The 25576-nt window shown below is 59.7% G+C and carries 18 protein-coding genes; 13 read left to right on the top strand and 5 right to left on the bottom strand.

The genetic code is table 11. The annotated features are described in order from the left end of the window. Positions 1-37 precede the first annotated feature (37 nt). The 4 genes from ACIGGE_RS11845 to ACIGGE_RS11830 all read left to right on the top strand — a co-directional run bounded on the left by ACIGGE_RS11845 (position 38) and on the right by ACIGGE_RS11830 (position 3776). Positions 38-658: a flavin reductase family protein gene (locus tag ACIGGE_RS11845; RefSeq protein ID WP_397490481.1), complete on the top strand. Its 621-nt coding sequence runs from the start codon at positions 38-40 to the stop codon at positions 656-658. A 162-nt stretch (positions 659-820) separates the two neighbouring features. Beyond that, on the top strand, positions 821-1909 hold the full coding sequence (locus ACIGGE_RS11840) for an 8-amino-7-oxononanoate synthase (protein WP_397490480.1): 1089 nt from the start codon (positions 821-823) through the stop codon (positions 1907-1909). Continuing rightward, entirely contained in the window at positions 1906-2529 is a 624-nt protein-coding gene (gene bioD / locus ACIGGE_RS11835) for a dethiobiotin synthase (RefSeq protein WP_397490479.1), read from the top strand. The genes ACIGGE_RS11840 and bioD overlap by 4 nt, the downstream gene beginning before the upstream one ends. Beyond that, entirely contained in the window at positions 2526-3776 is a 1251-nt protein-coding gene (locus tag ACIGGE_RS11830) for an adenosylmethionine--8-amino-7-oxononanoate transaminase (protein ID WP_397490478.1), read from the top strand. The genes bioD and ACIGGE_RS11830 overlap by 4 nt, the downstream gene beginning before the upstream one ends. A gap of 28 nt (positions 3777-3804) precedes the next feature. Here the strand turns inward: ACIGGE_RS11830 and ACIGGE_RS11825 are convergent, their stop codons facing one another. Continuing rightward, entirely contained in the window at positions 3805-5103 is a 1299-nt protein-coding gene (locus ACIGGE_RS11825; protein ID WP_397490477.1) for a spinster family MFS transporter, read from the bottom strand. Positions 5104-5377: 274 nt separating this feature from the next. Between ACIGGE_RS11825 and ACIGGE_RS11820 the strand changes: the two genes are divergently transcribed. Genes ACIGGE_RS11820 through ACIGGE_RS11805 form a run of 4 tightly spaced genes read left to right on the top strand, consistent with a single transcriptional unit; the run spans position 5378 to position 11706 of the window. Next, positions 5378-7756, top strand: coding sequence for a TonB-dependent receptor (locus tag ACIGGE_RS11820; RefSeq protein ID WP_397490476.1), 2379 nt, complete (start codon positions 5378-5380; stop codon positions 7754-7756). Positions 7757-7758: 2 nt separating this feature from the next. After that, positions 7759-9417, top strand: coding sequence for a carboxylesterase/lipase family protein (locus ACIGGE_RS11815; RefSeq protein WP_397490475.1), 1659 nt, complete (start codon positions 7759-7761; stop codon positions 9415-9417). Then, positions 9414-10976 carry an AMP-binding protein gene (locus ACIGGE_RS11810; RefSeq protein ID WP_397490474.1) on the top strand — a complete coding sequence of 521 codons (1563 nt, stop codon included), beginning with the start codon at positions 9414-9416 and terminating at the stop codon, positions 10974-10976. The genes ACIGGE_RS11815 and ACIGGE_RS11810 overlap by 4 nt, the downstream gene beginning before the upstream one ends. Positions 10977-11031: 55 nt before the next feature. After that, entirely contained in the window at positions 11032-11706 is a 675-nt protein-coding gene (locus ACIGGE_RS11805) for a TetR/AcrR family transcriptional regulator (RefSeq protein ID WP_397490473.1), read from the top strand. Positions 11707-11713: 7 nt separating this feature from the next. On the opposite strand, the gene ACIGGE_RS11800 is transcribed toward ACIGGE_RS11805, so the two are convergent. Continuing rightward, complete coding sequence (locus tag ACIGGE_RS11800) at positions 11714-12667, bottom strand: serine hydrolase domain-containing protein (RefSeq protein WP_397490472.1); 954 nt, start codon at positions 12665-12667, stop codon at positions 11714-11716. A 510-nt stretch (positions 12668-13177) separates the two neighbouring features. Here ACIGGE_RS11800 and ACIGGE_RS11795 point away from each other — a divergent pair. The 5 genes from ACIGGE_RS11795 (at position 13178) to ACIGGE_RS11775 (ending at position 21466) form a co-directional block, all read left to right on the top strand. Beyond that, positions 13178-15226 (top strand): S9 family peptidase, encoded by a 2049-nt coding sequence (locus ACIGGE_RS11795; protein WP_397490762.1) that lies wholly within the window; start codon positions 13178-13180, stop codon positions 15224-15226. 417 nt (positions 15227-15643) lie between these two features. Next, complete coding sequence (locus ACIGGE_RS11790; protein WP_397490761.1) at positions 15644-18952, top strand: response regulator; 3309 nt, start codon at positions 15644-15646, stop codon at positions 18950-18952. Next, positions 18952-19776 (top strand): CheR family methyltransferase, encoded by an 825-nt coding sequence (locus ACIGGE_RS11785; protein ID WP_397490471.1) that lies wholly within the window; start codon positions 18952-18954, stop codon positions 19774-19776. Before ACIGGE_RS11790 ends, ACIGGE_RS11785 begins: the two co-directional genes overlap by 1 nt. After that, positions 19773-20339 (top strand): chemotaxis protein CheB, encoded by a 567-nt coding sequence (locus ACIGGE_RS11780; RefSeq protein WP_397490470.1) that lies wholly within the window; start codon positions 19773-19775, stop codon positions 20337-20339. Before ACIGGE_RS11785 ends, ACIGGE_RS11780 begins: the two co-directional genes overlap by 4 nt. Next, a complete protein-coding gene (locus ACIGGE_RS11775; RefSeq protein ID WP_397490469.1) occupies positions 20336-21466 on the top strand; it encodes an ATP-binding protein in 1131 nt (376 codons plus the stop codon). The genes ACIGGE_RS11780 and ACIGGE_RS11775 overlap by 4 nt, the downstream gene beginning before the upstream one ends. A 30-nt stretch (positions 21467-21496) precedes the next feature. Here ACIGGE_RS11775 and ACIGGE_RS11770 read toward each other — a convergent pair whose 3' ends face one another. From ACIGGE_RS11770 to ACIGGE_RS11760, 3 genes are all read right to left on the bottom strand, one after another. Next, positions 21497-22237 carry a sulfite exporter TauE/SafE family protein gene (locus tag ACIGGE_RS11770; RefSeq protein WP_397490468.1) on the bottom strand — a complete coding sequence of 247 codons (741 nt, stop codon included), beginning with the start codon at positions 22235-22237 and terminating at the stop codon, positions 21497-21499. Positions 22238-22360: 123 nt separating this feature from the next. Further along, positions 22361-25126, bottom strand: coding sequence for a preprotein translocase subunit SecA (secA, locus tag ACIGGE_RS11765; protein ID WP_397490467.1), 2766 nt, complete (start codon positions 25124-25126; stop codon positions 22361-22363). 94 nt (positions 25127-25220) lie between these two features. Then, entirely contained in the window at positions 25221-25574 is a 354-nt protein-coding gene (locus tag ACIGGE_RS11760) for a hypothetical protein (RefSeq protein ID WP_397490466.1), read from the bottom strand. Positions 25575-25576 lie beyond the last annotated feature (2 nt).

Below are 25576 nucleotides of genomic sequence, written 5' to 3'. Positions count from 1 at the left end.
TTTTGAACCAGATCGCCCCTAGTTCATTACGTGTAGCATGACAGAGTATCACTTTTACGAGCCGGCAGACGGCCATCGCCTGCCGCATGACCCGCTGAACGCGATCATTGCACCACGGCCAATAGGCTGGATTTCAACCGTAGCGCCCAATGGCGCGCGCAATCTGGCGCCTTACAGCTTTTTCAATCTCATAAATTATCGACCGCCGCTCATTGCTTTCTCATCTTCCGGTTGGAAGGATTCCGTCGCTAATGTGAAGGCGACGGGCGAGTTTGTCTGGAACCTCGCCACCATGGCTCAGGCCGATCAGATGAACATGAGCTCAGCAAGTGTGGCGGCCGATATCGACGAGTTCGACCTTGCGGGGCTTGATGCGCTGCCTTCACTACGCGTCAAGCCCGACCGCGTGGCGGGCAGCCCCGTCCAGTTCGAGTGCCGCCTCACGCAGCTCATTCAACTCGAAAACAAGGAGGGTGGCGAGCTGGATCAATGGCTCGTAATTGGCGAGGCCATTGGCATCCATATTGACACTTCAATGCTTGAGAACGGCATATACATGACTGCTCGTCCCCGCCCCATCACGCGCGGCGGAGGCCCGGCAGATTATTTTGAGATTACGCAGGACCGCCTCTTCAAGATGAAACGACCCGACGACTGACGTTTGGGAAGGCCTTGCTAGGCTTGAGCTTTTGACCGGTGCCCAAATTACCAGCTTTCGGCGCTCAGTCCGTCAGGAAATGGGTGATGTCTTTCCAACGCGGCAGGCCTCGCCTATGCGCCGCCGCGCGTGACGGTAACGAGCTTCTATAACGACGATTTGATGCGACTGGAGAAAGTGGGTCGTCGACGCGCGATGACCCTGGCTTCCGGCTGCGATTTTTCTTCCAACGACTATCTCGCGCTTTCGGGGTCAGCTGCCTTACGCTCTGCAGCCATGGACGCTTTGGCAAGAGGCGTCTCTCCGGGGTCCGGTGGGTCGCGTTTGCTGCGCGGCAATTGTGCTGAACATTTGGGTCTGGAAACCGATGCTGCCCGTTTCTTCGGCAGTGAAAGTGCGTTGTTCGTCGGCTCGGGTTTCGCCGCGAATAGCCTGGTTGTCGCCACCTTGCCACAAGCGAGCGACCTCATCCTGCACGATGAACTGATCCATGCCAGTGTGCACGAGGGCATGCGGATGGCACGGGCACCTTGCCAGAACTTTGCGCATAACGACGTGGATTCAGCAGCCGACGCGATCGCACGATGGCGGGCGAAGGGCGGATGCGGCACACCGTGGATCGCCTTAGAAACGCTTTACAGCATGGACGGCAATGTAGCGCCCTTGGACGACTTTGCCTCCTTGGCGAAACGTACCGGGGCCATGCTGCTCATCGATGAGGCGCATGCGGTCGGGGTTTGCGGACCAGAGGGGCGCGGGCTCGCTGCACATCTGCATGGATGCGAAAATGTCGTCACTCTCATAACGTGCGGGAAGGCCCTGGGATGCGAAGGAGCGCTCATCCTGGCGCCAACAGTCTTTCGCGATTTTCTCGTGAACAGGGGGCGCAGCTTCATTTTCTCGACTGCACCTTCGCCGCTGATTGCCGCGATTGTTCGCGAAAGCCTTTCGATTGTCGCGAATGCAGATGAACGACGCCAACGTTTGCGCCTGATCATCGAACATGCCGGCAAGCGTCTGGCGCCACTAGGCATAATTCCGAGCGGGACGCATATCCAGCCCGTGCCGATTGGTGAAGATTCACGCACGATGCGCATCGCTGAGGCACTTCAGGCTCGCGGTTTCGACATTCGCGGCATTCGCCCGCCGACTGTGCCAGCAGGCACCGCACGGCTGCGGATATCTCTCACGCTTAACATCGAAGAGGCGGAAATTTCCGAATTCGCCACCGCATTGGAAGACCTGTTATGAGAAAGACGATTGTCGTCACTGGCACGGACACGGACATCGGGAAGACGGTGTTTGCTGCCGGTCTCACGAAGGCGCTCGGCGCTTCGTACTGGAAGCCGGTCCAGGCTGGTCTCGACGATGGCACTGACAGCACACGCGTCGCGCAGTTGGGCGTCCCTGCATCATCGGTGATCCAAGAAGCCTACCGTTTGAGGACGCCGTGCTCTCCGCATCGCTCGGCCGAATTGGACAATGTCATCATCGATCCGGCTTCTCTAGCTTTGCCGCAGGTGACGGGACTGTTAGTGGTAGAGGGCGCTGGCGGCGCGCTCGTTCCGGTCACCCGTGAATTACTCTATGCGGACCTGTTCGCGCGCTGGGCGGCGCCGGTTGTAATCGTGGCAAGCACCGCGCTTGGCACCATCAACCATTCGCTGCTGACTATCGAGGCATTGCGCACTCGTGACGTCCCAATTCTCGGGATCACCTTTATCGGCAATCCGCAAGAGGACACCGAAGAGACCATTTGCGCGATCGGTAAGGTCAGGAGTCTGGGGCGCCTGCCTCTTCTTGATCCGCTTGATAGTGAAAGTCTTGCCGCCACATTCGCGCGCTGTTTCGCAATGGACGACTTTCAATGAGGGAATCGCCCATCTGGCATCCATTCACCCAGCACGGCTTGGGCGAACCCATTCCGACCGTGGCGTGGGCCAAAGGCGCAGTCCTTCATACGAGTGATGGCCAACAGATAATCGATGCGATTTCATCCTGGTGGGTGACGACGCATGGTCATGCTCACCCCCGAATAGCCGCAGCCATTGCCGCGCAAGCTGCGGTGCTAGACCAGATCATCTTCGCGGGCTGGACCCATGGTCCGGCCGAAGAGCTGGCGAATGGTCTCCGCGCCCTGATGCCGGAAAGCCTGACGCGCGTGTTCTTTTCCGATTCCGGATCGACAAGCGTTGAAGTCGCCCTGAAAATGGCCTTGGGTTACTGGCTTCATCGTGGCGAAACGCGGCATAGCGTGGTCGTGATGGACAATGGCTACCATGGCGACACCATCGGGGCCATGTCGGTCGGCGCGCGCGGCGCATTCAACCGCGCTTACGAACCCCTGTTGTTCGACGTCACGTCCATCCCCTTTCCCTCGCATGGTGCGGAACAGCATGCGCTTGATGCCCTGGAAGTAGCGTGTCGCAAAGGCGCGGCAGCGTTCATTGTGGAGCCGCTCATTCTCGGCGCAGGCGGGATGCTGATGTATTCTTCGCAAACGCTCGCGGACATGCGCCGGATTTGCGCTCGATATGGTACCCTTTTCATCGCCGATGAGGTCATGACTGGTTGGGGCAGGACCGGCACGTTGCTCGCTTGCGAACAGGCCGAAATCGAGCCAGACATACTGTGCTTATCCAAAGGGCTGACCGGCGGTGCCATTCCATTGGCAGTCACAATGGCGAGCGAGCCTGTCTTCGACGCACATCGCAGCGAAGATCGGGCGCAAATGTTTTTCCATTCATCGAGCTATACCGCCAATCCGCTCGCTTGCGCAGCCGCCAACGCCAACCTTGCAATCTGGCGTAACGAGCCGGTCATGCAGCGGATCGCGAATTTGGGCGAAGGGCAGGCAGCGCAATTGAACGCACTGGCAACGCATCGGGCGGTTCACAATCCTCGGCGAAACGGTACCATTACTGCGTTCGAGGTGGGCGAAGGGAGCGGATATCTCTCCGACCTCGCGCCGCGAATGCTGGCACTTTTTCGAGAACGAAACGTCCTGCTTCGGCCGCTAGGCAACACGATCTACGTGATGCCGCCTTACTGCATCAGCAGTGAGCAACTAGACTGTATATACGATACGATCCGCGAAGTGCTGGACGACGTGACCTAGTGGGACTGTGCTGATCGATGGCTGGTCATCAACCCAGGCTGCGTACTTCGTTCCCCAATCGCCTAGCCAGCGACAGAAAGATTAGGATGGCGATGACGAAGAAGGGCGTGAGTGTATAGAGCGCGACTTGGAGCGAATTGGTCATGCCTTGCGCGGCGAAATAGTCGCTGGCGATGCCGACATAGGTCGGTCCCAGACCCAGCCCGATGAAATTCATCACAAGCAGTAGCAAAGCGCCTGCGAGCACGCGCTGGTTTGGGCGCACCTCGTCCTGTACCAGTGCTATTGAAGCTGAGAGGTAGAAGTAGTTCAAGAACATCACGGGCGTCAGCAGAATGAGCGCTAACTCCCAAGTTGGTGCCCATACGAAGCCTAGATAGAATGGCAGAGCGAGCGTCAGCGACACCGCAGGAGCGAGAGCGAACGCCGTCCGCGTACCCCGTGTAAACCGGTCGAGCAGGCGTCCCGAAACCAGCATTCCCGATCCCATACCCAGGCCGACCACCAGGGCATACCAGAGCGCAACCTCCTCCAATGTCATACCCTTTTCACGCATGAGGAAGAGCACCGCAAAATTGCCGAGGCCGTAGGTCACGAACTGCGTCGCTCCACTCCCGAGCGAGGCGCGCACGAGCAGCGGGTTACGGAAAAAATCCTTCACCGTGCCCACGAATGGGGCCGGCATGGAAGCGGTTTCGTCCAGCGTGATGTCGGTCGCCCCACGTTCGGGGTCGCGCATGACCAGTTTGAGCAGGATTGCGGTCACGATTCCAACGATGCCGACAACAATGAAGGCGTCACGCCAATCGAACGCGGCTGCGATCGAAGCACCAAAAGCGATACCAACTGCCGCTCCAATGGGCGGACCCAGGTTGAAGATGCCAAGCGCGGTTGCCCTGTAACCGGGCGAGAAAGTATCTGTGATAAGAGCGTAGGATGGCGGCACCCCGCCCGCCTCGCCGAAACCGACTGCCATGCGGGCCACCACCAGTTCGGGGTAAGTACGCGCGAGCCCGCAGGCGACAGTGGCTGCGCTCCAGATACCGCAGGCCACCGCCAGAATGGTCACCCGGTTGGTGCGGTCGGCAAGCCAACCGACCGGTATCGCGATGAAAGTATAGAACATCGCGAAATAGAGCCCACCGATCAGGCCGAGCTGACCGTCGGTGATATCAAGCGATTCCTGGATCGGAAGCGCCAGAATTGCGAGTAATTGGCGGTCGAGAAAATTGAGCACATAGACGAAGCTCAGCAGGGAAAGCATCGTCCAAGCTTTGCGGTCCGGCTTGCGGACGGCTCGCTCCGGCGCCGCGGCAGCCGCGATCACGAGTTGCACCAAGGCTTGATGGAATCCGCCCGTTTACCGTTGTTCATCCCGACTCTCCCCTTCGCGTCGTGCTGCGCGATTTCATTCACTAGTTAGTGAGTGAGTGAGTGAGTGAGTAGGATCTGTCAGCCCGTTGGTCAATGTGGAAACCTCGATACACCCTCGCCCTCTTTTATTAACGCGCGCGATAGTGAATGTTGACATTATCGTTCGTGTGAACGAGTTGTATGGCAAGCGGCGGGCGCGACTCGTCGTAGGGATTGGGAGAAAACAGATGACGGCACGTTACTTTGCCACAGCTTCGGCGCTCGCCTTCACAGCACATGCCATACCGACATACGCGCAGGATGCGAACGACATCGCGCAACCGCCCACCGGACCTGACGTCGCCGGCGAAGAGGTCATCGAGGATGTTTCGCCCAGCGCCGAGGCCGCGCGCTCCAGCAACACGATCATCGTCACCGCAACCCGCCGCGAGGAAAGCATCCAGGATGTTCCCCTCTCCATCACCGCCTTCGGGCAGGAAGAACTGACCAAGAAAGGGATCGTCGGTTTCGAAGGCATCGGTCGCGAAACGCCGGGCGTAATCCTCAACCGCCCGACCCAGAATTTCAACAATTTCACGGCCCGCGGCATCGCGACCAACGGCTACAATGCCAACCTATCTAGTACTGTGTCGGTCTATATCGACGAACTGCCCGTCTCGACGATCGGCAACACCACAGTCGTCGATCCAAATCTGTTCGATGTCGAGCGGGTAGAATTTCTACGAGGGCCGCAGGGTACCTTGTTCGGATCGGGCTCGTTGTCGGGCGCCATGCGGATCATCACCAAGAGCCCCGAACTCGGCTATTTCGACACGGCCGCCTTGGTGGATTTCGGCCTGACAAACGATGATTCCTTCCGCCAGCGTTACAATGCGATGGTCAACGTCCCGATTGGCGACAAGGTCGCCGTTCGCGCGGTCGGCTTCTACCGTGACGAGGAAGGTTATCTCGACAACCTCGGCACCGGAGTGAACAATTCCAACACGCTGATCGACTACGGCGGTCGGCTCGTCCTGCTGTTCCAGCCGACAGACCGTCTGTCGATCAAGCTGCTCGGCAGCTACGAGAACAGTGACCCGAAAGACAGCTCGCTAACCAGTCCCTCGCTTGGCGAGGAGAAGCGCATTTCCGATGAACCTGATCGCTTCACTGGCAAGCAGCTTATCGCCAATGCGACACTGGAATACGATTTCGACTGGGCGACACTCACCAGTTCCTCAACCTATTCGGACTTCAAGCAGCGTTTCTATGTCGATCTGGCTGGAACCTTCGCCCCCGGATCCTTTCCTGGCGCCCCGATCGCCTTCGGTCTCGACGCCGATGCGTTCGATAACGTTTTCGTACAGGAAACCAGGCTCGCCTCCTCGCTGGGTGGTGCGTTCGAATTCGTCGTAGGCGGCTTCTACCTCAACCGTCGCCGGGACGTTGACTTTCTCTATCGTTCCAACCCCGCTTTTCTCGAGGCACGTGGACTTACCGGTCTTCCTGACAAGTATTTCCAGGAACAGTATACCTACTCCATAAGCGAAGAAATCGCGGCGTTTGGCGAGCTTACCTATCGCTTCTCCGACCGCTTCTGGCTGACAGGAGGCCTCCGGTACGGAGAGATCAGTGCTCAGGGCTTTACCGAAGCGGGGGGCTTCCTCGCTACAGGCACCACGCCTTTCATTCCCGGCGCTCAGACGAATTATTATACCGCCGCCCTGTTTGGCATTCCGCTGAACTTCGATACGTTTACGCCCTATGAAGCGGTGGAAGGTGTCAAAGCGAAAGGATCCAAGCCATCCTACAAGCTTGCTGCTTCGTTCAAACCCACGCAGAATATTACCACCTACGCCACATTCGCCACTGGCTTTCGCGCACCGATCGTCAATGCCGCCGCAGGTCGGCCCAGCGTGGCTCCTGGCGGCGAAAACGACATCATCGTTCCGTTCGGCGCCACTTCGGACGATCTAAAAAGCTATGAGATCGGCGCCAAGGCAGTCTGGCTTGACGGACGAGTAACTGCAAATCTGGCAGCCTATTACATCGATTGGAGCAACATTCAGGTTCAGGCCAACCGGGTCAGCGATTCAGTTCAGTTTGCCACCAACATCGGTGCTGCGACCAGCAAGGGTATCGAATTCGAGCTTGGCGTAGTTCCGGCAACTGGTTGGTTCCTCGGCGCCAATGGTGCCTATAATGATGCAAAGATCACAGAACTGACAGCCGCCGAAGCGGCGATCTCGGGCGCAGAAATTGGTCACCGGCTTTCCGCCCCACGTATTCAGGGGGCCGCTTTCGTCAGTTACACCTTCAATCTTGCCGACGATATGGAGGCGACCCTAGCCACGAACGCTCAGTATATCGGCGAATATAACAGCAGTTTCCCCAACCAGCCGGGCAACCCGAACGTGCGCCTCGCGACCTTTGGGCAGACCGACGCCTATACCAACGTCAACGCTAGCTTTGGGGTAACCAAGGGCAAGCTCGGCGCGCAGCTTTATGTCGAGAACGTCTTCGACGATCATTCCATTACCTACATCCATCCAGAAGCCTTCCTGATCAGCCGTTTCGGCACCCTGCGTCCGCGGACGTTTGGCATCCGCTTCAGTTACGGGATCTGACCATGATCCGGTCGCATTATCGGGCGCTTCGCCACATCGCATTTGGCATGACGGCCCTCGGCCTTTCTGCAGCCGCATCGTCTGCCGAGAGGCCGTCCGTCACCGCACCCGCCGGGACATTCGAGGGTGTCACCGAAGGCTCGGCGAATGTCTTTCGCGGGATAAGCTATGCAGAAGCGCCAACCGGCGAGCGTCGCTGGCGCCCGCCCGTACCGAAAGCACGTGCGACCGCACCGGTCGATGCGAGCGAGTTCGGCCCAATCTGCAACCAGCCCGAATTCCCGAACGTACCTGCAAACATTTATTACGAGGACCTCCCACCGATGAGCGAGGACTGCCTCTCGCTCAATGTCTGGCAGCCCGAGAATGCGGATCATGCGCCGGTCTTCGTTTGGATTCATGGCGGATCGCTCTTGACGGGTGCAGGCCGTTTCTCGCTCTATGACGGGACGGAACTGGCAAAGCGTGGGGTCGTGGTTGTCTCGATCAACTACAGGCTTGGTGCACTCGGCTTCATGGCCCATCCCGAACTGTCTGCGGAATCGCCGGACAATGCGTCCGGTAATTACGGCCTCCTCGACCAGATAGAGGCGCTGCGCTGGGTCGAACGCAACATCGCGGCATTCGGCGGTGATCCCGGCAATGTGACTGTAGCGGGGGAATCGGCGGGCGGCCTTAGCGTCATGCACCTCCTCGCATCTCCGCTTGCCACGGGCCTCTTTCACCGTGCCGTCATGCAGAGCGCATATATGGTTTCCGAGCCGGGCCTTCGACAAGTGCTCAATGGCCACCCTCCCGCCGAAAGCGAGGGAGTGCGCATCGCCGAAGCGATTGGCGCAGGCAATCTCGCCCGACTGCGCGAGATGAGCGCTGGCGAGATCACGAGAAAGTCGACCGCCGCAGGCTTCCAGACCTATTTCACGGTGGACGGCAAAATCGTCCCTGCGCAAATCACCGATGTGTTCGACCAGGGAGCGCAAGCTCGCGTGCCAGTCCTCGCCGGCTTTAATAGCGGGGAAATTCGCTCGCTGCGGATGCTGCTGCCCCCCGCCCCATCCGGTAAAGAAGAATACGAAGCCAAAATCCGCAATGCCTATGGCGATGTGGCCGATATCTTTCTGCGGATCTACCCCTCCGACAGGATCGAGCAGAGCATGCTCGAGACGACGCGTGATGCGCTCTATGGGTGGACTACCCAGCGTATTGCAGAAAAGCAGGAAGCGGTTGGTTCCCCGGCTTTCGTCTATCTCTTCGATCATGGATATCCTGCCGCCGACAAGGCAGGCCTTCACGCATTTCACGGTGCCGAGCTGCCCTACATGTTCGGAACAATCGGAAGGACCGCCGCCAATTGGCCACGCATTCCACGCGATCGCAAGGAACGGGCACTGTCCGATGCAATGGTCGAGTACTGGGCATCGTTTGCCCGCTCGGGCGAGCCGTCGGCCGATGGCAATCCAGAATGGCCGGCGTTCGGACAAAGCGAAAACTGGATGGTGTTCGACGAGAGGCCACACGTCATCGAGGACGTCATGAGCTATCGCTATGATCTGGTCGAGCATGTCGTCTGCCGCCGCCGCGCCGCAGGCGATCAGCAATGGAACTGGAATGCGGGTCTCGCTTCACCTGTGCTTCCGCCCCCCGTGGACCAGTGCCGATGATCGATGGGGCGATGCAGGATTTCCCGCTAACGCTGGACCGGTTTCTGGACCACGCTGCAAAATGGCATCCCGACGCCGAAGTGGTGAGCGCCCGGGATGACGGAACAGTCGGACGGATCAATTACGCGGAACTGCATTGCCGCGCTCGCCTCGTCTCGGCCGCGCTGGACACGCTTAACATTAAGACTGGCGACCGAGTGGCCACGCTCGCGTGGAACACACAGGAACATGTCGAAGCGTGGTACGGCATCATGGGCATGGGCGCGGTCTGCCACACGCTTAACCCACGCCTGACCGCAGAACAGCTCGGTTGGATGATCGGGCAATCGGAAGCGTCCATCCTGTTGGCCAGCTCCGATCTGCTCGATCTTGCGCGCGAGGTGATTGGTTCTTCAACCAACGGCGCCTGCCGCCTCATTGCGCTGGGCCCAGTGAAGGATGGCAACGACAGCCTGGATGACCTTTTAGGACAACCCTCCCAAGAGATCGCCTGGGGCGGCTTCGACGAAACTTTGCCCAGCGGCCTCTGCTTCACCTCCGGCACGACGGGCGCACCGAAGGGCGTCACCTACACCCACCGCGGCAATTACCTCCATACACTGAAGCTGCTCCAAGCCGATGTAACCTCGATCACCGCGCGCGAAGTGGTCATGCCGGTCGTGCCGATGTTCCACGCCAATGCCTGGGGGTTGCCCTTTGCCTGCCCAGCCGTTGGCGCAAAGCTGGTTTTGCCAGGACGCTACGCAGATGGTGCCAGCTTGGCGCGATTCATCGCGAACGAAAGCGTCACATTCGCTGTTGGCGTGCCCACGGTCTGGCTCGGGCTGATGGACCATCTCGATGCTAATGGAATTGAGTTGCCGAGCCTTAAACGCATCATGGTCGGCGGCGCGCCCATGTCGCAGGCGTTGATGGACCGGATCGAGCAGCGCGGGATCGAGGTCCAGACGACTTGGGGCATGACCGAATTATCGCCGCTAGGGACGGCGACGCCCCCAGGTGCAGAGGCGCGCGATCCGCGCACCTCCGGCCGCCCGGCCGTCGGTGTCGACTTGCGGCTTACCGATAGCGAAGGCAACCCTTTGGACGTGCAGCGGGAGGTCGAAGGGCACCTCTGGGTCCGGGGCGCCGCGGTGGTCGATCGTTATTTTGGGCAGGAACGGCAGGCCACCGCAGACGGCTGGTTCAACACCGGGGATCTCGCAAGGATCGAGCGGGACGGCACCGTGCTCATCACCGGGCGCTCTAAGGACCTGATCAAGTCAGGTGGCGAATGGATCAATCCCACCGAGATCGAAACGGTCATCTCCGCCCTTCCCTGCGTATCGCAATCTGCGGTCATCGGACGCAGCGACCCTAAGTGGGGAGAGCGTCCGCTGTTGCTGGTCGAACTGCGCGATGGGTATTCCCCTACCGACGCTGAACTCCTGGCAGCGCTGGACGGTCGGGTGGCTAGTTGGTGGATCCCCGATCACGTCGTGCGATTGCCGCAGATGCCTTTGGCGCCAACCGGGAAGATCGACAAGTTGCGCTTACGCAACGAATATTGCAATGCATGAGCGTTCCATCACCCTTGCGGCCGCAGATGCGGCGTCCATGCGGAAGAGTAACAGCGTGCCAGCAGCCAGGAAGCCCGGAAAAAAGCCGCTGAGCAAAGCGGAACGGCGTGCCGAGACGACCGAACAGATCCTGGACGAAGCCGAATATCTCTTCTCGAAACATGGACTTTACGGGGTGACGCTGAAGGATGTCGCCCAACGTGCAGGCGTTCACCATACGCTGGTGAATTACTATTTTGACGACAAGGATACCCTTTTCGAAGCCGTTTTCGAGCGCCGCGCCGAAGTGACGCGTGAATTGCGGATGAAAGCGCTGGAAGAATACGAGAAGGCAAACGAAGACAACCTTACCGTAGAAGGGGCGCTACACACCTTTCTCGACACCGACCTCAACCTGTATGGCACAGGAGGCGAAGGCTGGCGCAATTATGGGGCGCTCGCATCGCAAGTGGCCAATACGCCCGAATGGGGCGCGAAACTCATGGACAAGAATTTCGACCCGGTTGTCCTGAAGCTGGTCGATATCATCAATCGCGCCCTGCCCGATGCCAACAAGGTCGATATTTTCTGGGGCTATCATTTCGTGTCCGGCGCCTTGCTACTCACGCTCGCGCGAACGGGGCGCATCGACAAATTGTCCGATGGCCTTTGCCAATCCGAAGATTTCGAAGCGGTGAAGCAACGTATGGCCGATTTCATGGCTGCGGGCTTTAAAGCCATCTGCACATAGTAACGGACTAAAAGCTTCCGCCGGTTTTCGCGGCCGGGACGATGCCCTCCGCAAGCAGGCTTCTCAGAGCGGCAATATGTTGCCCTCCGCGCTCGACATCCGTTGTGGACGTCATGACCACCGTCAATTCGAGGTCAGGCACGACATAGATCATTTGGCCTCCATATCCCCACGCATAATACAACTCATGTCCGCCGACGTCGGATATGAACCATCCGTAACCATATTGCTCTCCGCTCCAGGGGGAAGTCGTCTGGGGCTTCCAACTCAGTTCGACCCATTCCTCTGGCAGCAGGCGCTTCCCATCGATCGCCCCACCGAGCCGGTAGAGTTCTCCGAACTTCGCCATGCCGCGCGGGCTCATGGCCATTTGATTGCCGCCAAGGTAAATTCCCTGTGGATCGCGTTCCCACTGCGGGATGGCGACACTCAACGGATCGGCCAGCCATGCCTGCGCCAGCGCCCAGGTCGATCGACCCGATGCCTCCGTCAGCATGGCGGACAGAAGATGGGTGCTGCCGGTCGAATAGAGCATCGCACCGCCTGGTTCTTCAACGAAGGGCCGCGAGAGCGCATATCGAACCCAGTTCGGACTCGACACCCAACGGCCATAATTATCTCCCGACGTGCGTTCCAATCCGGCCTGCATTGAAAGCAGATTGCCTATGGTCAGACGGCTGAGACGTGGATCGGCCTCTCGCGGGGCATGGCTCGACAATTCGGTTAGGATTGGCTGATCGACGCCATCAAAAATGCCCCGGTAGATCGCAATCCCTACCAGTGCCGCAATGACCGACTTCGAGGCAGACTTGATGTTAATAGTATCGTCTAGCGCGGCTCCGCCATGGAACCGACGCGCAACAAGTTCCTCACCGCCCCGCATCACGATGAGCGAGCGGATGTTGGGAAGGTTCTCGGCTCGGTTGAGGACCTGCTCCATGGTGGAAGCGTCCAGGCCCATCGTTGCGGGCGCCGTCTCACCCGTGTCATGCGATGACGTTTTGTTAGCATCCTGGGCCGCACCGCAACCTGTGGATGTCAAAGTAAGAGCCGCTAAAGCACCATAGACTGAGCGTATCAATTTCCACCTCATTTGTGAGCTACTGCTTCAAACAGTGAGGCGAAGCATTTTCGCCCAGATGAATGGCCTTGGTTTTGGACAAGGCTCCAATTCTAACCTCTGGCTCACCGAATGTTCCGACGAGCTCTCATACCGGACGAGCGAAACGGCTCCGCATCACGATGCTGAGTTGGGCACGCTGATCATTGCACCAGATAAGAAAACTCGCCTAAGCTCCAAAACACCCAGCGCCCGAGATCGGCGAACAAAGGAAAGGAATACTGCATGGCCACAGGCAAGTTGGTGATGAGCATGGCATTGCTCGCATTCCCGATGCAGATGGCCGTCGCACAGCAACCCGAACCTGAGCAAACGGCTGCTCCCGATGCACAGTCCCAGCAGGCCACTCCTATGTCCCGTGCTGCCACGGGGAGCACCCGCAGCGGGCCCGAGCGCCGCTTCACCGGCGCCGACCTGTTCGATCTTGCCATCGCCAGCGATCCGCAAATCAGCCCCGACGGGCGCTACATTGCGTATGTGCGCCAGTCGAACGACATCATGTCCGATCGCGCGATTGGATCGATCTGGTTGATCGACACGCGCACCGGTCGCGAAACTCCGCTCGCCGGACGCAATGGCGATGCTTTCAACCCTCGGTGGTCGCCCAGCGGCGACCGAATCGCCTATGTGTCCACGGAAGGCGGCGGGCCGCAACTTTGGGTGCACTGGATCGAGGGCGGCAATGCCGTTCGGTTGACGGGACTACCTACCAGCCCTTCGAGTATGGCCTGGTCGCCCGATGGTCGGTCGATTGCTTATACGATGCTGGTCAAGGATGACGGCCCAAAGCTGGGCTCTGCGCCATCAGACAAACCGGAAGGTGCAGACTGGGCCGAGCCACTCGAAATTCGCGATCTGCTGACTTACCGGGCTGACGGCCAAGGCTATCTCGAACCTGGTTTCGACAAGATCTTCGTTGTGCCGAGCACGGGAGGCGCGCCGCGCCAGCTTACCTTCGGCCGCTTCCATGATGGCGGCCCACTTAGCTGGTCGCCAGATGGCTCCAAGATATATTTCGGTGCCAACCGCCGTGCCGATTGGGAAATCGATTCAGTCGAAGGTGAGGTCTATGCGCTCGATGTGGCGTCCGGCGGAATTCGCCAGCTGACCGATCGCGATGGTCCGGACGGCAATCCTGTCGTATCGCCTGACGGGCAGCTGATTGCCTATCTCGGATTCGATGATGCATTGCGAGCCTACGAGGACAACGACCTCTATGTCATGAACCGCGACGGATCGAATGTCCGCAACCTCACAGCCGATTGGAATTTCAGCCCGGCGGGTATCGTCTGGGATGCCGATGGACGCGGGATCTATGCGCAATACGATATTTCCGGTGAGACGAGGGTCGCTCGCATCGCCTTGGATGGTTCGGTGCGCGATGTAGTCGATGGTCTTTCCGGCGGCGGCCTCGACCGCCCCTATACTGGCGGCAGCTTCTCGGTTTCCGACGATGATATGATCGCTTTCACAGGGGGCACCGCAATTCGCCCCGCCGAAGTTCAGCTTGCTCGTACCCGCGGCGAAGCGCGCATTCTGACGGATCTCAACCGGTCGTTGAGAGCAGTCAAATCTCTCGGTGAAGTTCGACGTATAGCGACACAATCAAGCCATGACGGGCTCGAGATCGAAGGCTGGTTGACCTTGCCGCCGAATTACGTCGAAGGCCAGCGCGTCCCACTCATCCTCGAAATACATGGCGGTCCGTTCGCGGCCTACGGCCCGCATTTCTCGACCGACAATCAGCTCTACGCGGCAGCAGGCTACGCTGTGCTGTCCGCCAATCCGCGGGGCTCTACCAGTTATGGCGAAGATTTCGCCAATCAGATCGACAAGGCCTATCCGGGCAACGATTATTTCGACCTCATGTCTATCGTCGATCGCGCAATCTCGCTCGGGATCGCCGATCCCGACCAACTGTTCGTCACCGGCGGTTCGGGTGGGGGCGTTCTGACAAGCTGGATCGTCGGCAAAACGCGGCGATTCAAGGCAGCGGCAACGCAAAAGCCGGTCATCAACTGGACCACCCAGGCGCTTACTGCCGATGGCCCTTCCTTCTTTGGCAAATACTGGATCGGCGCACAGCCGTGGGAAGATCCGCAAACCTACTGGCGCCTGTCGCCGCTGTCGCTCGTTGGCGATGTCGAGACACCCACATTGGTGGTCGTCGGAAGCGAGGACTATCGCACCCCCGTCAGCGAATCCGAACAGTATTACACTGCGCTAAGCCTGCGTGGCGTTCCGACGGCACTGGTCAAAGTCCCCGGAGCCAGCCATGGTGGCATCGCCGCCCGCCCCTCGCAATCCGCAGCAAAAGCCTCGGCGATCCTCGCCTGGTTCGATCGCTACAAGACCGGTTGGACACGAGGCGCCGCTCAATCGTCTGAAAAAGAAAAATAGAGCTGCAGCGATGAAGCGGATTCCTTGCGAAGGTGCTCATTCTCTGAGGTAACGATCGCCCACCGCAAAGATTCCGTATTTGTCTTCCTGGATGGTCGGCGTTTCCAAGCCACAGCGCGGTTGCTTCGCCGACACTTTCTCGATCACTGCTTGCTAAACAAAATTCGAAATACACATGGGATCCGCGCCACCTTTTCTCCGGGTCGCCATCAGATAAATCGCGAAATTTGTTTGATAACCGTCAACGGGCCTCGCTAAGGCGGGCGCGAATTTCCTTAAGGCGCCGTTTCTTTGAAAAATACAGCATATGCGCGGTTGTTTCGTAATTCCGCGAATGGATGGACGATCGGCGGGCTGCTGATCGGTGTCGGGTTTTTCCTGATCAGCGCTTTCGCCGCCTATTCCAACGTGAACGACATGCGCGCCAACGAAGCGCGAATCCGCAATACGCACGAAGTGTTGAGCACTCTCGACGAACTGCTGGCGGCAAGTCTGGACGCCGAGACTGGGCAGCGCGGCTATCTCCTTACCGGCGAGGGCAATTTTCTCGAGCCATATTACGATGGGGTCAGCACCGCGCGCGACAATCTGACGACGCTTGAATCGTTGACCCGGGCAAGCAGTGTTCAGAGTGCCAATGTCGAACGGCTCCGTTCTGCGATCGAGAACAAGTTCCGCTTTTCCGCACGCGCCATCCAGACGCGGCGCAATGAAGGTATCGCGCAAGCCATCGATCTGACCGTTAGTGAGCGCGGCAAGATCGCCATGGACGCAATCCGCGACCAACTGGCGCAGATGAAACGCGAGGAAGTGCGCGAGCGCCAGCAACGGGTCGAGGAACTTGCCGCAGCATCGCGCACCGCTGTCGTCAGCGCCATTGTCACCAGCCTGATCGGCATCGCCCTGACAATTGCGATCTTCGTCCTGATGGTCCGCACCAATCGTAACCGCGAGCGTCAGCGCTGGATGCAGACCGCACAGGTCGAACTTGGCGAGGCCATGCGGGGTGAGAAGACCGTCCCTCAGCTAGCGGCAGCCATTCTGACATTCCTCGCCGATCGCACGGACGCGGTCGCTGGTGCACTCTTCAAGAGCGAAGGCGGCGCCTTCAATAGAGTTGCCATGCTTGGCGTGCCGGATGAGGCCGGAGTGCCCGAAGCGTTTGAGCCTGGCGAAGGGCTGCTTGGAAAGGTCGCGGCGGATGCACGAGCGACGACGCTGACCAACCTGCCCGAAGGGTACCTGAAGATCGGATCGGCGCTCGGCAGCGAAACACCGCGGCATCTGGTCGTAGCGCCTGCCTTTTCCGATGGGCGCGTGAATGCCGTCATGGAGCTCGGCTTCTTCGAAGAGGTCGACGAGCGCGTGCTCGAATTGCTCGAAACGGTGTCGGGCGCGGTGGGCATCGCCTTGCGATCGGCGCGGTTCCGTGAGCGTTTGCAGGACGCATTGGAGGAAACGCAGCGGCAGGCGGGCGAGCTTCAGGCCCAGAGCGAGGAATTGCGGGTCTCCAACGAGGAGCTCGAGGAACAGGGCAATGCGCTCAAGGAATCGCAGGCGCGCCTCGAACTGCAGCAGGTCGAGCTTGAACAGACCAACAGCCAGCTCGAAGAACAGGCCCAGACGCTTGAGGGCCAGCGCGACGAATTGGGTCGCGCTGCCGCCTCGCTTGAGCTGAAGGCGCGTGAACTGGAACAGGCGAGCCAGTACAAATCCGATTTTCTGGCCAATATGAGCCACGAATTGCGCACCCCGCTCAACTCGCTGCTGATCCTGTCCAAGCTTCTGGCCGACAATTCGAACGGCAATCTGTCGGACGAACAAGTGAAATTCGCCCGCACGATTGAGTCTTCGGGCAACGATCTCCTGACGCTGATCAATGACATCCTGGACCTTTCCAAGATCGAGGCCGGCCACGTGGAGATCGAAGCAGCGCCGGTTGCAATCGAACGGCTTGCTGGGGACCTGCGCAAGGTGTTTGAACCGGTTGCGCAGCAGCGCGGGCTGGAACTCGATATTACCGTGGCGCCCGACGCCCCAAGATCGATCGAGACCGACCGGTTGCGGCTCGAGCAGGTGCTCAAGAACCTGTTGTCGAACGCGCTCAAATTCACCGAGAAGGGAAGCGTCCGACTGTCGATCGCCTCCGGATCGGAAGACATGGTCGAGCTTGCCGTCACCGACACCGGCATCGGCATCGCCGAAGGTCAGCGCGAGGCGATCTTCGAAGCATTCCAGCAGGCCGACGGTACGATCAGCCGCAAATTCGGCGGCACTGGGCTCGGCCTGTCGATCTCGCGCGAACTCGTGCGCCTTCTGGGCGGCACCATCAGGCTCGAAAGCGAAGAAGGCAAAGGCAGCACTTTCGTAGTGAGTGTGCCGGTAACCTACGATCCTGCCAAGGTTGCGTCGCGTCAGCCGATGCCGGTCACCCGTGACGACGCGCCCACCCCGGCCGCGTTACCTCCAACGAAGCCGCGAACCGCGCCAGCCAAGCCCGCCATGCTCGACGACGATCGCGATGCCCTTGCGGAAGGCAAGCGGCTGCTGCTCGTCATCGAGGACGACACGACCTTCGCCGGCATCGTTTGCGAACTGTCGCGCGAACTGGGGTTCCAGTGCATTGTTGCCGGGACGGCACAGGAAGCGATCGATCTCGCCCGGGATTACCGTCCAAGTGCGATCGTGTTGGATATCGGCCTGCCCGATCAGTCCGGTCTTACCGTGCTCGATCGCCTGAAGCATCAGGAAGAAACGCGGCATATTCCCATTCACGTGATTTCCGGTTCGGATCAGAGCCAGACGGCGCTGGCATTAGGCGCGATCGGCTTTCTCGAGAAACCTGCGCCGCGCGAACAGCTCGCCGAAGTGCTCGCCGGTCTTCAGGAAAAGCTCGCGTCCCGGATGCGGCGCGTGCTGATCGTGGAGGACGACGAGGTTCAGCGTGATGCGGTCGGGGAGCTACTTGGATCGCAGGACGTGGAGACAGTCGGGGTCGGCACGGCGGCCGAGTGCCTGGAGGAACTGCGGGATGGTCAGTACGACTGCATGGTCCTCGATCTCTCGCTGCCCGACGCCTCGGGTTTTACCTTGCTGGAAACCCTGAGCGAAGAAGGCGAAGCGCCGCTACCGCCAGTGATCGTCTACACCGGGCGCGACCTGTCGACAGAGGAAGAGCAACGCCTTCGCCGCTATTCAAGCTCGATCATCATCAAGGGAGCGAAATCTCCCGAACGTCTCCTCGATGAAGTCTCGCTGTTTCTCCACCGGGTCGTCTCCGAACTTCCGCCCGAACAGCGCCAGATGATCGAGAAAGCCCGTCACCGCGACGCCGCACTGGAAGGAAAGCGAATTCTGATCGTCGAAGACGATGTGCGTAATGTCTATTCGCTGACAAGTGTTCTGGAACCTCGCGGGGCCCTCACGCGGATCGCGCGCAACGGCCAGGAAGCTCTCGACGCCCTTGCCGAGGGTGAAGGCGATCCCGACAAGCAGATCGACCTTGTCCTGATGGACGTAATGATGCCGGTCATGGACGGGCTGACCGCCGCTCGTGCGATCCGGGACAATTCGCAATGGACCAAACTGCCGATCGTGATGCTCACGGCCAAGGCCATGCCGGACGACCAGCAGAAATGCATCGATGCCGGCGCAAACGACTACATGGCCAAGCCGATCGACGTCGACAAACTGCTCTCGCTGGTGCGCGTCTGGATGCCTCGCTGATGGCGGACAGTATCGAAGATATCGAGATCCAGCTTTTGCTGGATGCTGTATATCGCCATTATCATTACGATTTCAGGCATTACGCCCGCGCATCGATCAAGCGGCGCCTGCTGCAAGCGCGCACGCAATGGGGCTATGACAGCATATCGGAGATGCAGTCCGCCGTTCTTCATGACGAGACGATCCTGCCCCGATTGCTGAATTTTCTGACTGTCCAGGTCAGCGAAATGTTTCGCGACCCGTCCTACTTCCGGGCCCTTCGAGAAAAGGTGGTGCCGCACCTGCGCACCTATCCCTCGCTCAAGGTGTGGGTCGCAGGGTGCAGCCATGGTGAAGAACTTTATTCGCTTGCGATCCTCTTCGCCGAGGAAGGTCTGGCCGAACGGACGATCTTTTACGCGACCGACATCAACCCCACCGCGCTCAAGGCAGCGCAAGCGGGCGTATACCCCCTCAAAAGTATCAGGCTCTTCACGGAAAACCACCGGCTGTCGGGCGGACACACGTCTTTGTCCGATTACTATACCGCGAATTACGACCGGGCCGTGTTCGACAAGTCCCTGCGCGAACGCACCGTCTTTTCCGACCATAGCCTCGTGACCGATGCCGCGTTCGGCGAAATGCATCTGATCTCGTGCCGCAACGTGCTGATCTATTTCGATCGCGAACTGCAGGATCGCGTCGTCGGACTGTTTGGCGACGCGCTGGTCCGTGGCGGGTTTCTCGGCGTCGGCTCGAAGGAAAGCCTGCGCTTTTCGGCACATGCACATCTCTTCTCCGAATTCGTTCGCGAAGAGAAGATTTACCGGAAGGCGTCGCGATGAGCCTGCGAGCAGTAGTCATCGGGGCGTCCGCCGGAGGCGTTCAGGCGCTCTCGCATGTGCTGCCGGACCTGCCTGCGGATTTCCCAGCGCCGGTCTTGGTGGTCGTTCACATTCCGCCGCGCAAGGACAATGCCCTTGTCGATCTCTTCGCGCGCAAATGCCGCCTCGAGGTCAAGGAAGCAGAGGACAAGGAGCCGCTTGCGCCCGGCATGATCTATTTCGCCCCACCCGACTATCACCTTCTGGTGGAAACCGCGGAAACACTCGCGCTGTCGTCCGACGAAGCCGTCAATCACTCGCGCCCCGCCATCGACGTCCTGTTCGAGACTGCGGCCGATGCATTTGGATCGGCGCTTGCGGCGATCGTCCTAACCGGCGCGAACCAGGATGGCGCCAAAGGGTTGAAGGCCGTGTGTGAGGCCGGCGGCCGCGGGTTCGTACAGAACCCGGCGACCGCGGAAGTCGCCACCATGCCCGAAGCGGCCCTCGCCGCATGCCCCGCAGCACTTACGATAAGGCTGGACGACATCCCCAATGCTCTGCAAGCGATGCTCGAAGAATGACCGATCCCGTCAAATTCCTGCTCGTCGACGATCTCGAAGAGAACCTGCTGGCGCTCGAGGCGCTCCTCGCAAGCGAAGGCCTGGATCTGGACAAGGCGCAAAGCGGCGAAGAAGCGCTCGAGTTGATGCTCGCCAACGAATACGCGCTCGCGTTGCTCGACGTCCAGATGCCGGGCATGGACGGCTTCGAACTGGCCGAATTCATGCGCGCCAACGAGCGTTCGCGGCACATCCCCATTATCTTCGTGACAGCGGGATCGGGCGATGAGGCGCGTCGTTTCCGCGGATATGAAGCCGGCGCTGTCGATTTCATCCAGAAGCCGATCGAAGCAGACGTCCTGCGTTCCAAGGCGAACGTTTTTCTCGATCTGTACAACCAGCGCCGCCAGATCACCGCCCAGCGTGACGAACTGGCGAAACTGAGCGCCGCACTGCAAGCCGCCAATCAGCAGAAGAACCGGTTTCTGGCCGTGCTTGCCCACGAACTGCGCAATCCGCTGGCGGTATTTTCATCCGGCCTCAACATACTGGATCGCGGGAATAGCGGGCGAGACCTGAGCCAGGTGCGCCTCTCGATGCGGCAGAACCTCAACCATGTCACCCGCCTCGTGGACGATCTGCTCGACATAAACCGGATCGAACGCGGCAAGATATTGCTGAGAAAACAAAAGGTCGGCCTCGACGAGGTGCTGCCGGCCGCTCTGGAGCTTGCGGAGCCGGCCATCGTCGCTGCCAATCACCGCCTGACCGTCGAGACACCGGACGATGCCATCACTCTCGAGGTGGATCCGGCGCGTTTTATTCAGATCATCAGCAACATAGTCGGTAATGCGGCGCGCTATACGCCCGAAGGCGGTGACATCGGAGTCAAGGTTTCGAAAGCCGATGGCTTCGCGATCATCGAAATATCCGACAACGGCATCGGCATACCGCCCGGACAGCAGGCCCAGATATTCAACATGTTCGAACAGTCCGACAACGGGCTGGGCGTCGTGGGCGAAGGACTGGGCATCGGTCTCGCACTGGTGAAACAGCTCGTCGAGCTGCATGGCGGCGAGATCGTGCTTCAGAAGAGCCTGCCTGGCGAAGGCAGCACCTTTGAAGTGCGATTGCCGCTCGCCAATTGACGCGACGGCTAATTCAGATGACCACTATTCTCACAAATTCAGCAGCAGACGCGCGCCTACCCAGCCGGTGAGCGCTGCGGTGCCGAGGCGGATCCAGCGCTGGGGCAGATATTTCAGCGCAAGGAAGCTGCCGATCTGGCCTCCGATGGCGACGGCGATCAGCAGGGGCAGGCCAAGGTCCACCGCCGCCCCCAATCGCTCTGCGCCGCCTTTCAGCAATTGTCCGGCCAGCCCGAACAGGGAATTGACCAGAATGAACAGGCTTGCCGTCGCCGCTATGGCTCGCGCGCTGTTCCACTTCGTCAGGTGAAGAAACGGCGCCAGGAAGATGCCGCCGCCAATGCCGACCAGGCCGGCCAGATAGCCAAGCGGAACGGCCAGCAACGGCATGAACCGCGCCAAGGGTGTCGGTTCGGAATTTGCGCTTGCCCGCGACGGAAGCACCAGCGTCAGCGCGGTCAGCAGCAGGCTCGCACCCAGTATGGCAAGGAATGCGGATTGGCCGATAGGCGTCAGACCACCCAGGAATGCTGCCGGCGCAGCGATCGCTGTCAGGATTATCGCTCCGCGCCAGGGCGTTATCTCCGCGCGCGCAAATCGCACCGTGCTGCCTGCGACGACCACGATGTTGCAGGCAAGCGAAAGAAGCGGAAGCACACGATAGTCGACCGCCGATAGGGCAAGCAAAGCCGTATAGGTCGACCCGCCGCCAAACCCGACGCTCGCATAGAGCAGCGCCGTAACGAAAAATCCCGCAATCAATGCGGCCATAGGTGCAACCCCAATCCGAACCGAGGCCTATGCCCGGAAATGAATGAACGGGGACCGTGATCGTCCACGGCCCCCGTCCAACATACTAGCTGATATTTCGCCACAGGCGGCGCGACGGTTCGATCAGACCGTCGATCCGGCGCTGATGGCCCCGTGACAATGCTTGTACTTGTTGCCCGATCCACACGGACACGGCGAATTTCGGCTGATTTCCATTCCCGCATAGGGGTTGTCGCTGGCAGAGCCGCCCGGCCCCACGGCGGCACGAGGGCTGCCCGCCAGGGCGCCGAACAGCGCGGCGCGGCTGGCCGAACCATCGCCATCGTTCGAATCGTCGAGACCCGACAGCGGATCGATATGGCCGGTCAGGAAATCGGGAAGGTCGGGCAGGTCTATCTGGGGCAGCGGTGCCGGCTCCACCAGTTCCAGCCTGATCAGCTTGTTGGTCACCGTCTCGCGCAGATTGTCGAGCATGCTCTCGAACAGGCTGAAGGCTTCCTGTTTGTACTCGTTCAGCGGCTGCTTCTGCGCATGAGCACGCAGCCCCACTACCTGGCGCAAGGCGTCGAGAGTTGCGAGGTGATCTTTCCACTGACCGTCAAGTTCCTGCAGCAGCACGCTTTTCTCGATACGACGCCACAGGCCCGGGTCCGCCGCCGCGATCTTGTTGTCCATGATCGTGTCGGCTTCTGCCGCCAGTCGTTCCTCGATAATCTCCGGTTCGACCTGATCTTCGTCGACCCATTGTTCGATGGGGACGTCGATGCCGAGAACTTCGCCGACGCGCTCCTTCAGGCCGGCGATATCCCACTGCTCGGGATAGGAGCCGGGAGGGCACGCTTCGCCCACCAGCGAATTGATCGCATCGTGACGCATGTCGACCACCACATCATCGACCGCTTCGCTGTCCATGATTTCGGCGCGCTGTTCATAGATGACCTTGCGCTGATCGTTCATCACGTCGTCGTACTGGACGACCTGTTTGCGGATCTCATAGTTCCGCGCCTCGACCTTTTTCTGGGCGGTTTCGATGGCCTTGGAAAGCCACTTGGACCCGATGGCTTCGCCGTCTTCCAGATTCGAATTCATCATCTTGGCAAACAGCGTGTCCGGACCGAAGATGCGTAGCAGATCGTCTTCTAGGCACAGATAGAACCGGCTCAGGCCCGGGTCGCCCTGGCGTCCCGAACGGCCGCGCAACTGGTTGTCGATGCGGCGGCTTTCATGGCGCTCCGTGCCGAGCACGAACAGGCCGCCTGCATCGAGCACCTTCTGGCGCTCGGCTGCAACTTCCGCCTTGATCCGATCCTTTTCCAGATCCTTCTTGGCGCCATCTTCCATGTCGCCCAGCTCGTCGTCGATCCGGAAATCGACGTTGCCGCCCAGCTGGATGTCGGTACCGCGGCCAGCCATGTTGGTCGCAATGGTCACGGCACCGATGCGCCCTGCCTGCGCCACGATATGCGCTTCGCGCTCGTGCTGGCGCGCGTTGAGAACTTCGTGATGAACGCCTTCCTGCCGCAGGAATTCGCTGAGCATTTCCGACTTTTCGATCGACACCGTGCCGACCAGCACCGGCTGTCCGATGGCATTCTTCTCGGCGATCGCCTTGGCGATGGCTTTGAACTTGTCCTGCGTGTTCTTGTAGAATTCGTCGTCCTCATCGATGCGGGCGACGGGAACATTGGTCGGTATCTCGACCACGTTCATCTTGTAGATGTCCCAGAATTCGGCAGCTTCGGTGGCGGCGGTACCGGTCATACCCGACAGCTTGGGATACATGCGGAAGTAGTTCTGGAAGGTGATAGAAGCGAGCGTCTGGTTCTCAGGCTCGATCTTCACGCCCTCCTTGGCCTCCACCGCCTGGTGCAGGCCGTTCGACCAGCGGCGACCGTCCATCATGCGGCCGGTAAACTCGTCGATGATGACGACCTTGTCGTCCTTGACGATGTAATCGATGTCTTTCTTGAACATGTGCACGGCGCGCAGGGCCTGGTCGAGATGGTGCACGACCTGCGTGTTCTCCACGTCGTAGAGATTTTCCGACTCCAGCAGGCCCTTTTCGATCAGCAGCTTCTCGACCTCTTCGGTGCCTTCTTCGGTCAGCTGGATGCTGCGCTGCTTCTCGTCCTTCTCGTACCAGTCTTCGGGGAAGGTCTTCACCACCTCGTCGATCGAGATGTAGAGGTCGGACTTGTCCTCGGTCGGCCCGGAAATGATCAGCGGCGTACGCGCCTCGTCGATGAGGATGGAGTCCACCTCGTCGATGATCGCGTAATTGAACGGACGCTGCACCATCTGGCCGCGCTCGTGTTTCATATTGTCGCGCAGGTAATCGAAACCCAGTTCGTTATTCGTCGAATAGGTAATGTCGGAATTATACGCATCGCGGCGCTGCGGTTCGGCAAGATTGGGCACGATCACGCCCACCGTCAGGCCGAGGAAGCGGTGCAGGCGGCCCATCCATTCCGCGTCGCGCGCGGCGAGGTAATCGTTCACGGTCACGACGTGAACGCCCTTGCCCTCGATCGCGTTCAGATAGGTTGCCAGTGTCGCGACCAGCGTCTTGCCTTCACCGGTGCGCATTTCCGAAATTTCGCCGCGATGGAGGACGATACCGCCCACCATCTGCACGTCGAAGTGCCGCATGCCCAGCACCCGGACCGATGCCTCGCGTACGGTGGCGAAGGCTTCGGGAAGAATATCGTCCAGCGTCTTGCCATCGGCCAGCTGGCCGCGGAACTTGTCGGTTTGGGCGGCGAGTTCCTCGTCGGAAAGCGCCTGCAATTGCGGTTCGAGCGCGTTGATCTGTGCGACGATTTTACCAAGTGATTTGACGTAACGTTCGTTCGACGAACCGAACATCGATTTCATGAGCGTATTGAACATGTGAGGGGCCCTGAGCCTTCCGGATGAATTCTATGGGGTGAACGTCCGCGCACGCTGCTCGTGCCGAACGGAAATCTGGAACTGAACCGGCAGCCTATTCGCAGGCGCGGTCGATACCCATCTGCACAGTCGGAATGAAAACCGTGATGACGGTCACCGGCTTGCTGGGGTTCTTTTCCCGGGGCAGATCGAAGGTCTGGCGATCGGCATCGGTGCACCTGCAGGCATCGCCTTTGCAGGTTTTTTCCGCCTTGGCCGCCAGTTCGACCCCGGATGCCGCATCGTAAACAACCGCATGCGCAGGCGCGCCGGCAGCAGTAAGGCCGGACAGGATCGCAAGCAGGGTAATCAGGCGACGAAGCATTGCATCGTTCAGATAGGGCGTGTCGCCGCGCACGTCCACCCCGGTTGACCGTTTACCCGACGCGCCTCTGCGCCTATTCGGCATGG

Origin of the sequence: Qipengyuania sp. NPDC077410 (genome assembly GCF_044543405.1) — a bacterium.
GTDB lineage: Bacteria > Pseudomonadota > Alphaproteobacteria > Sphingomonadales > Sphingomonadaceae > Qipengyuania > Qipengyuania pacifica.
The sequence above is the reverse complement of the archived record's forward strand: the minus strand, read 5'-3'. Positions and strand labels throughout refer to the sequence as shown.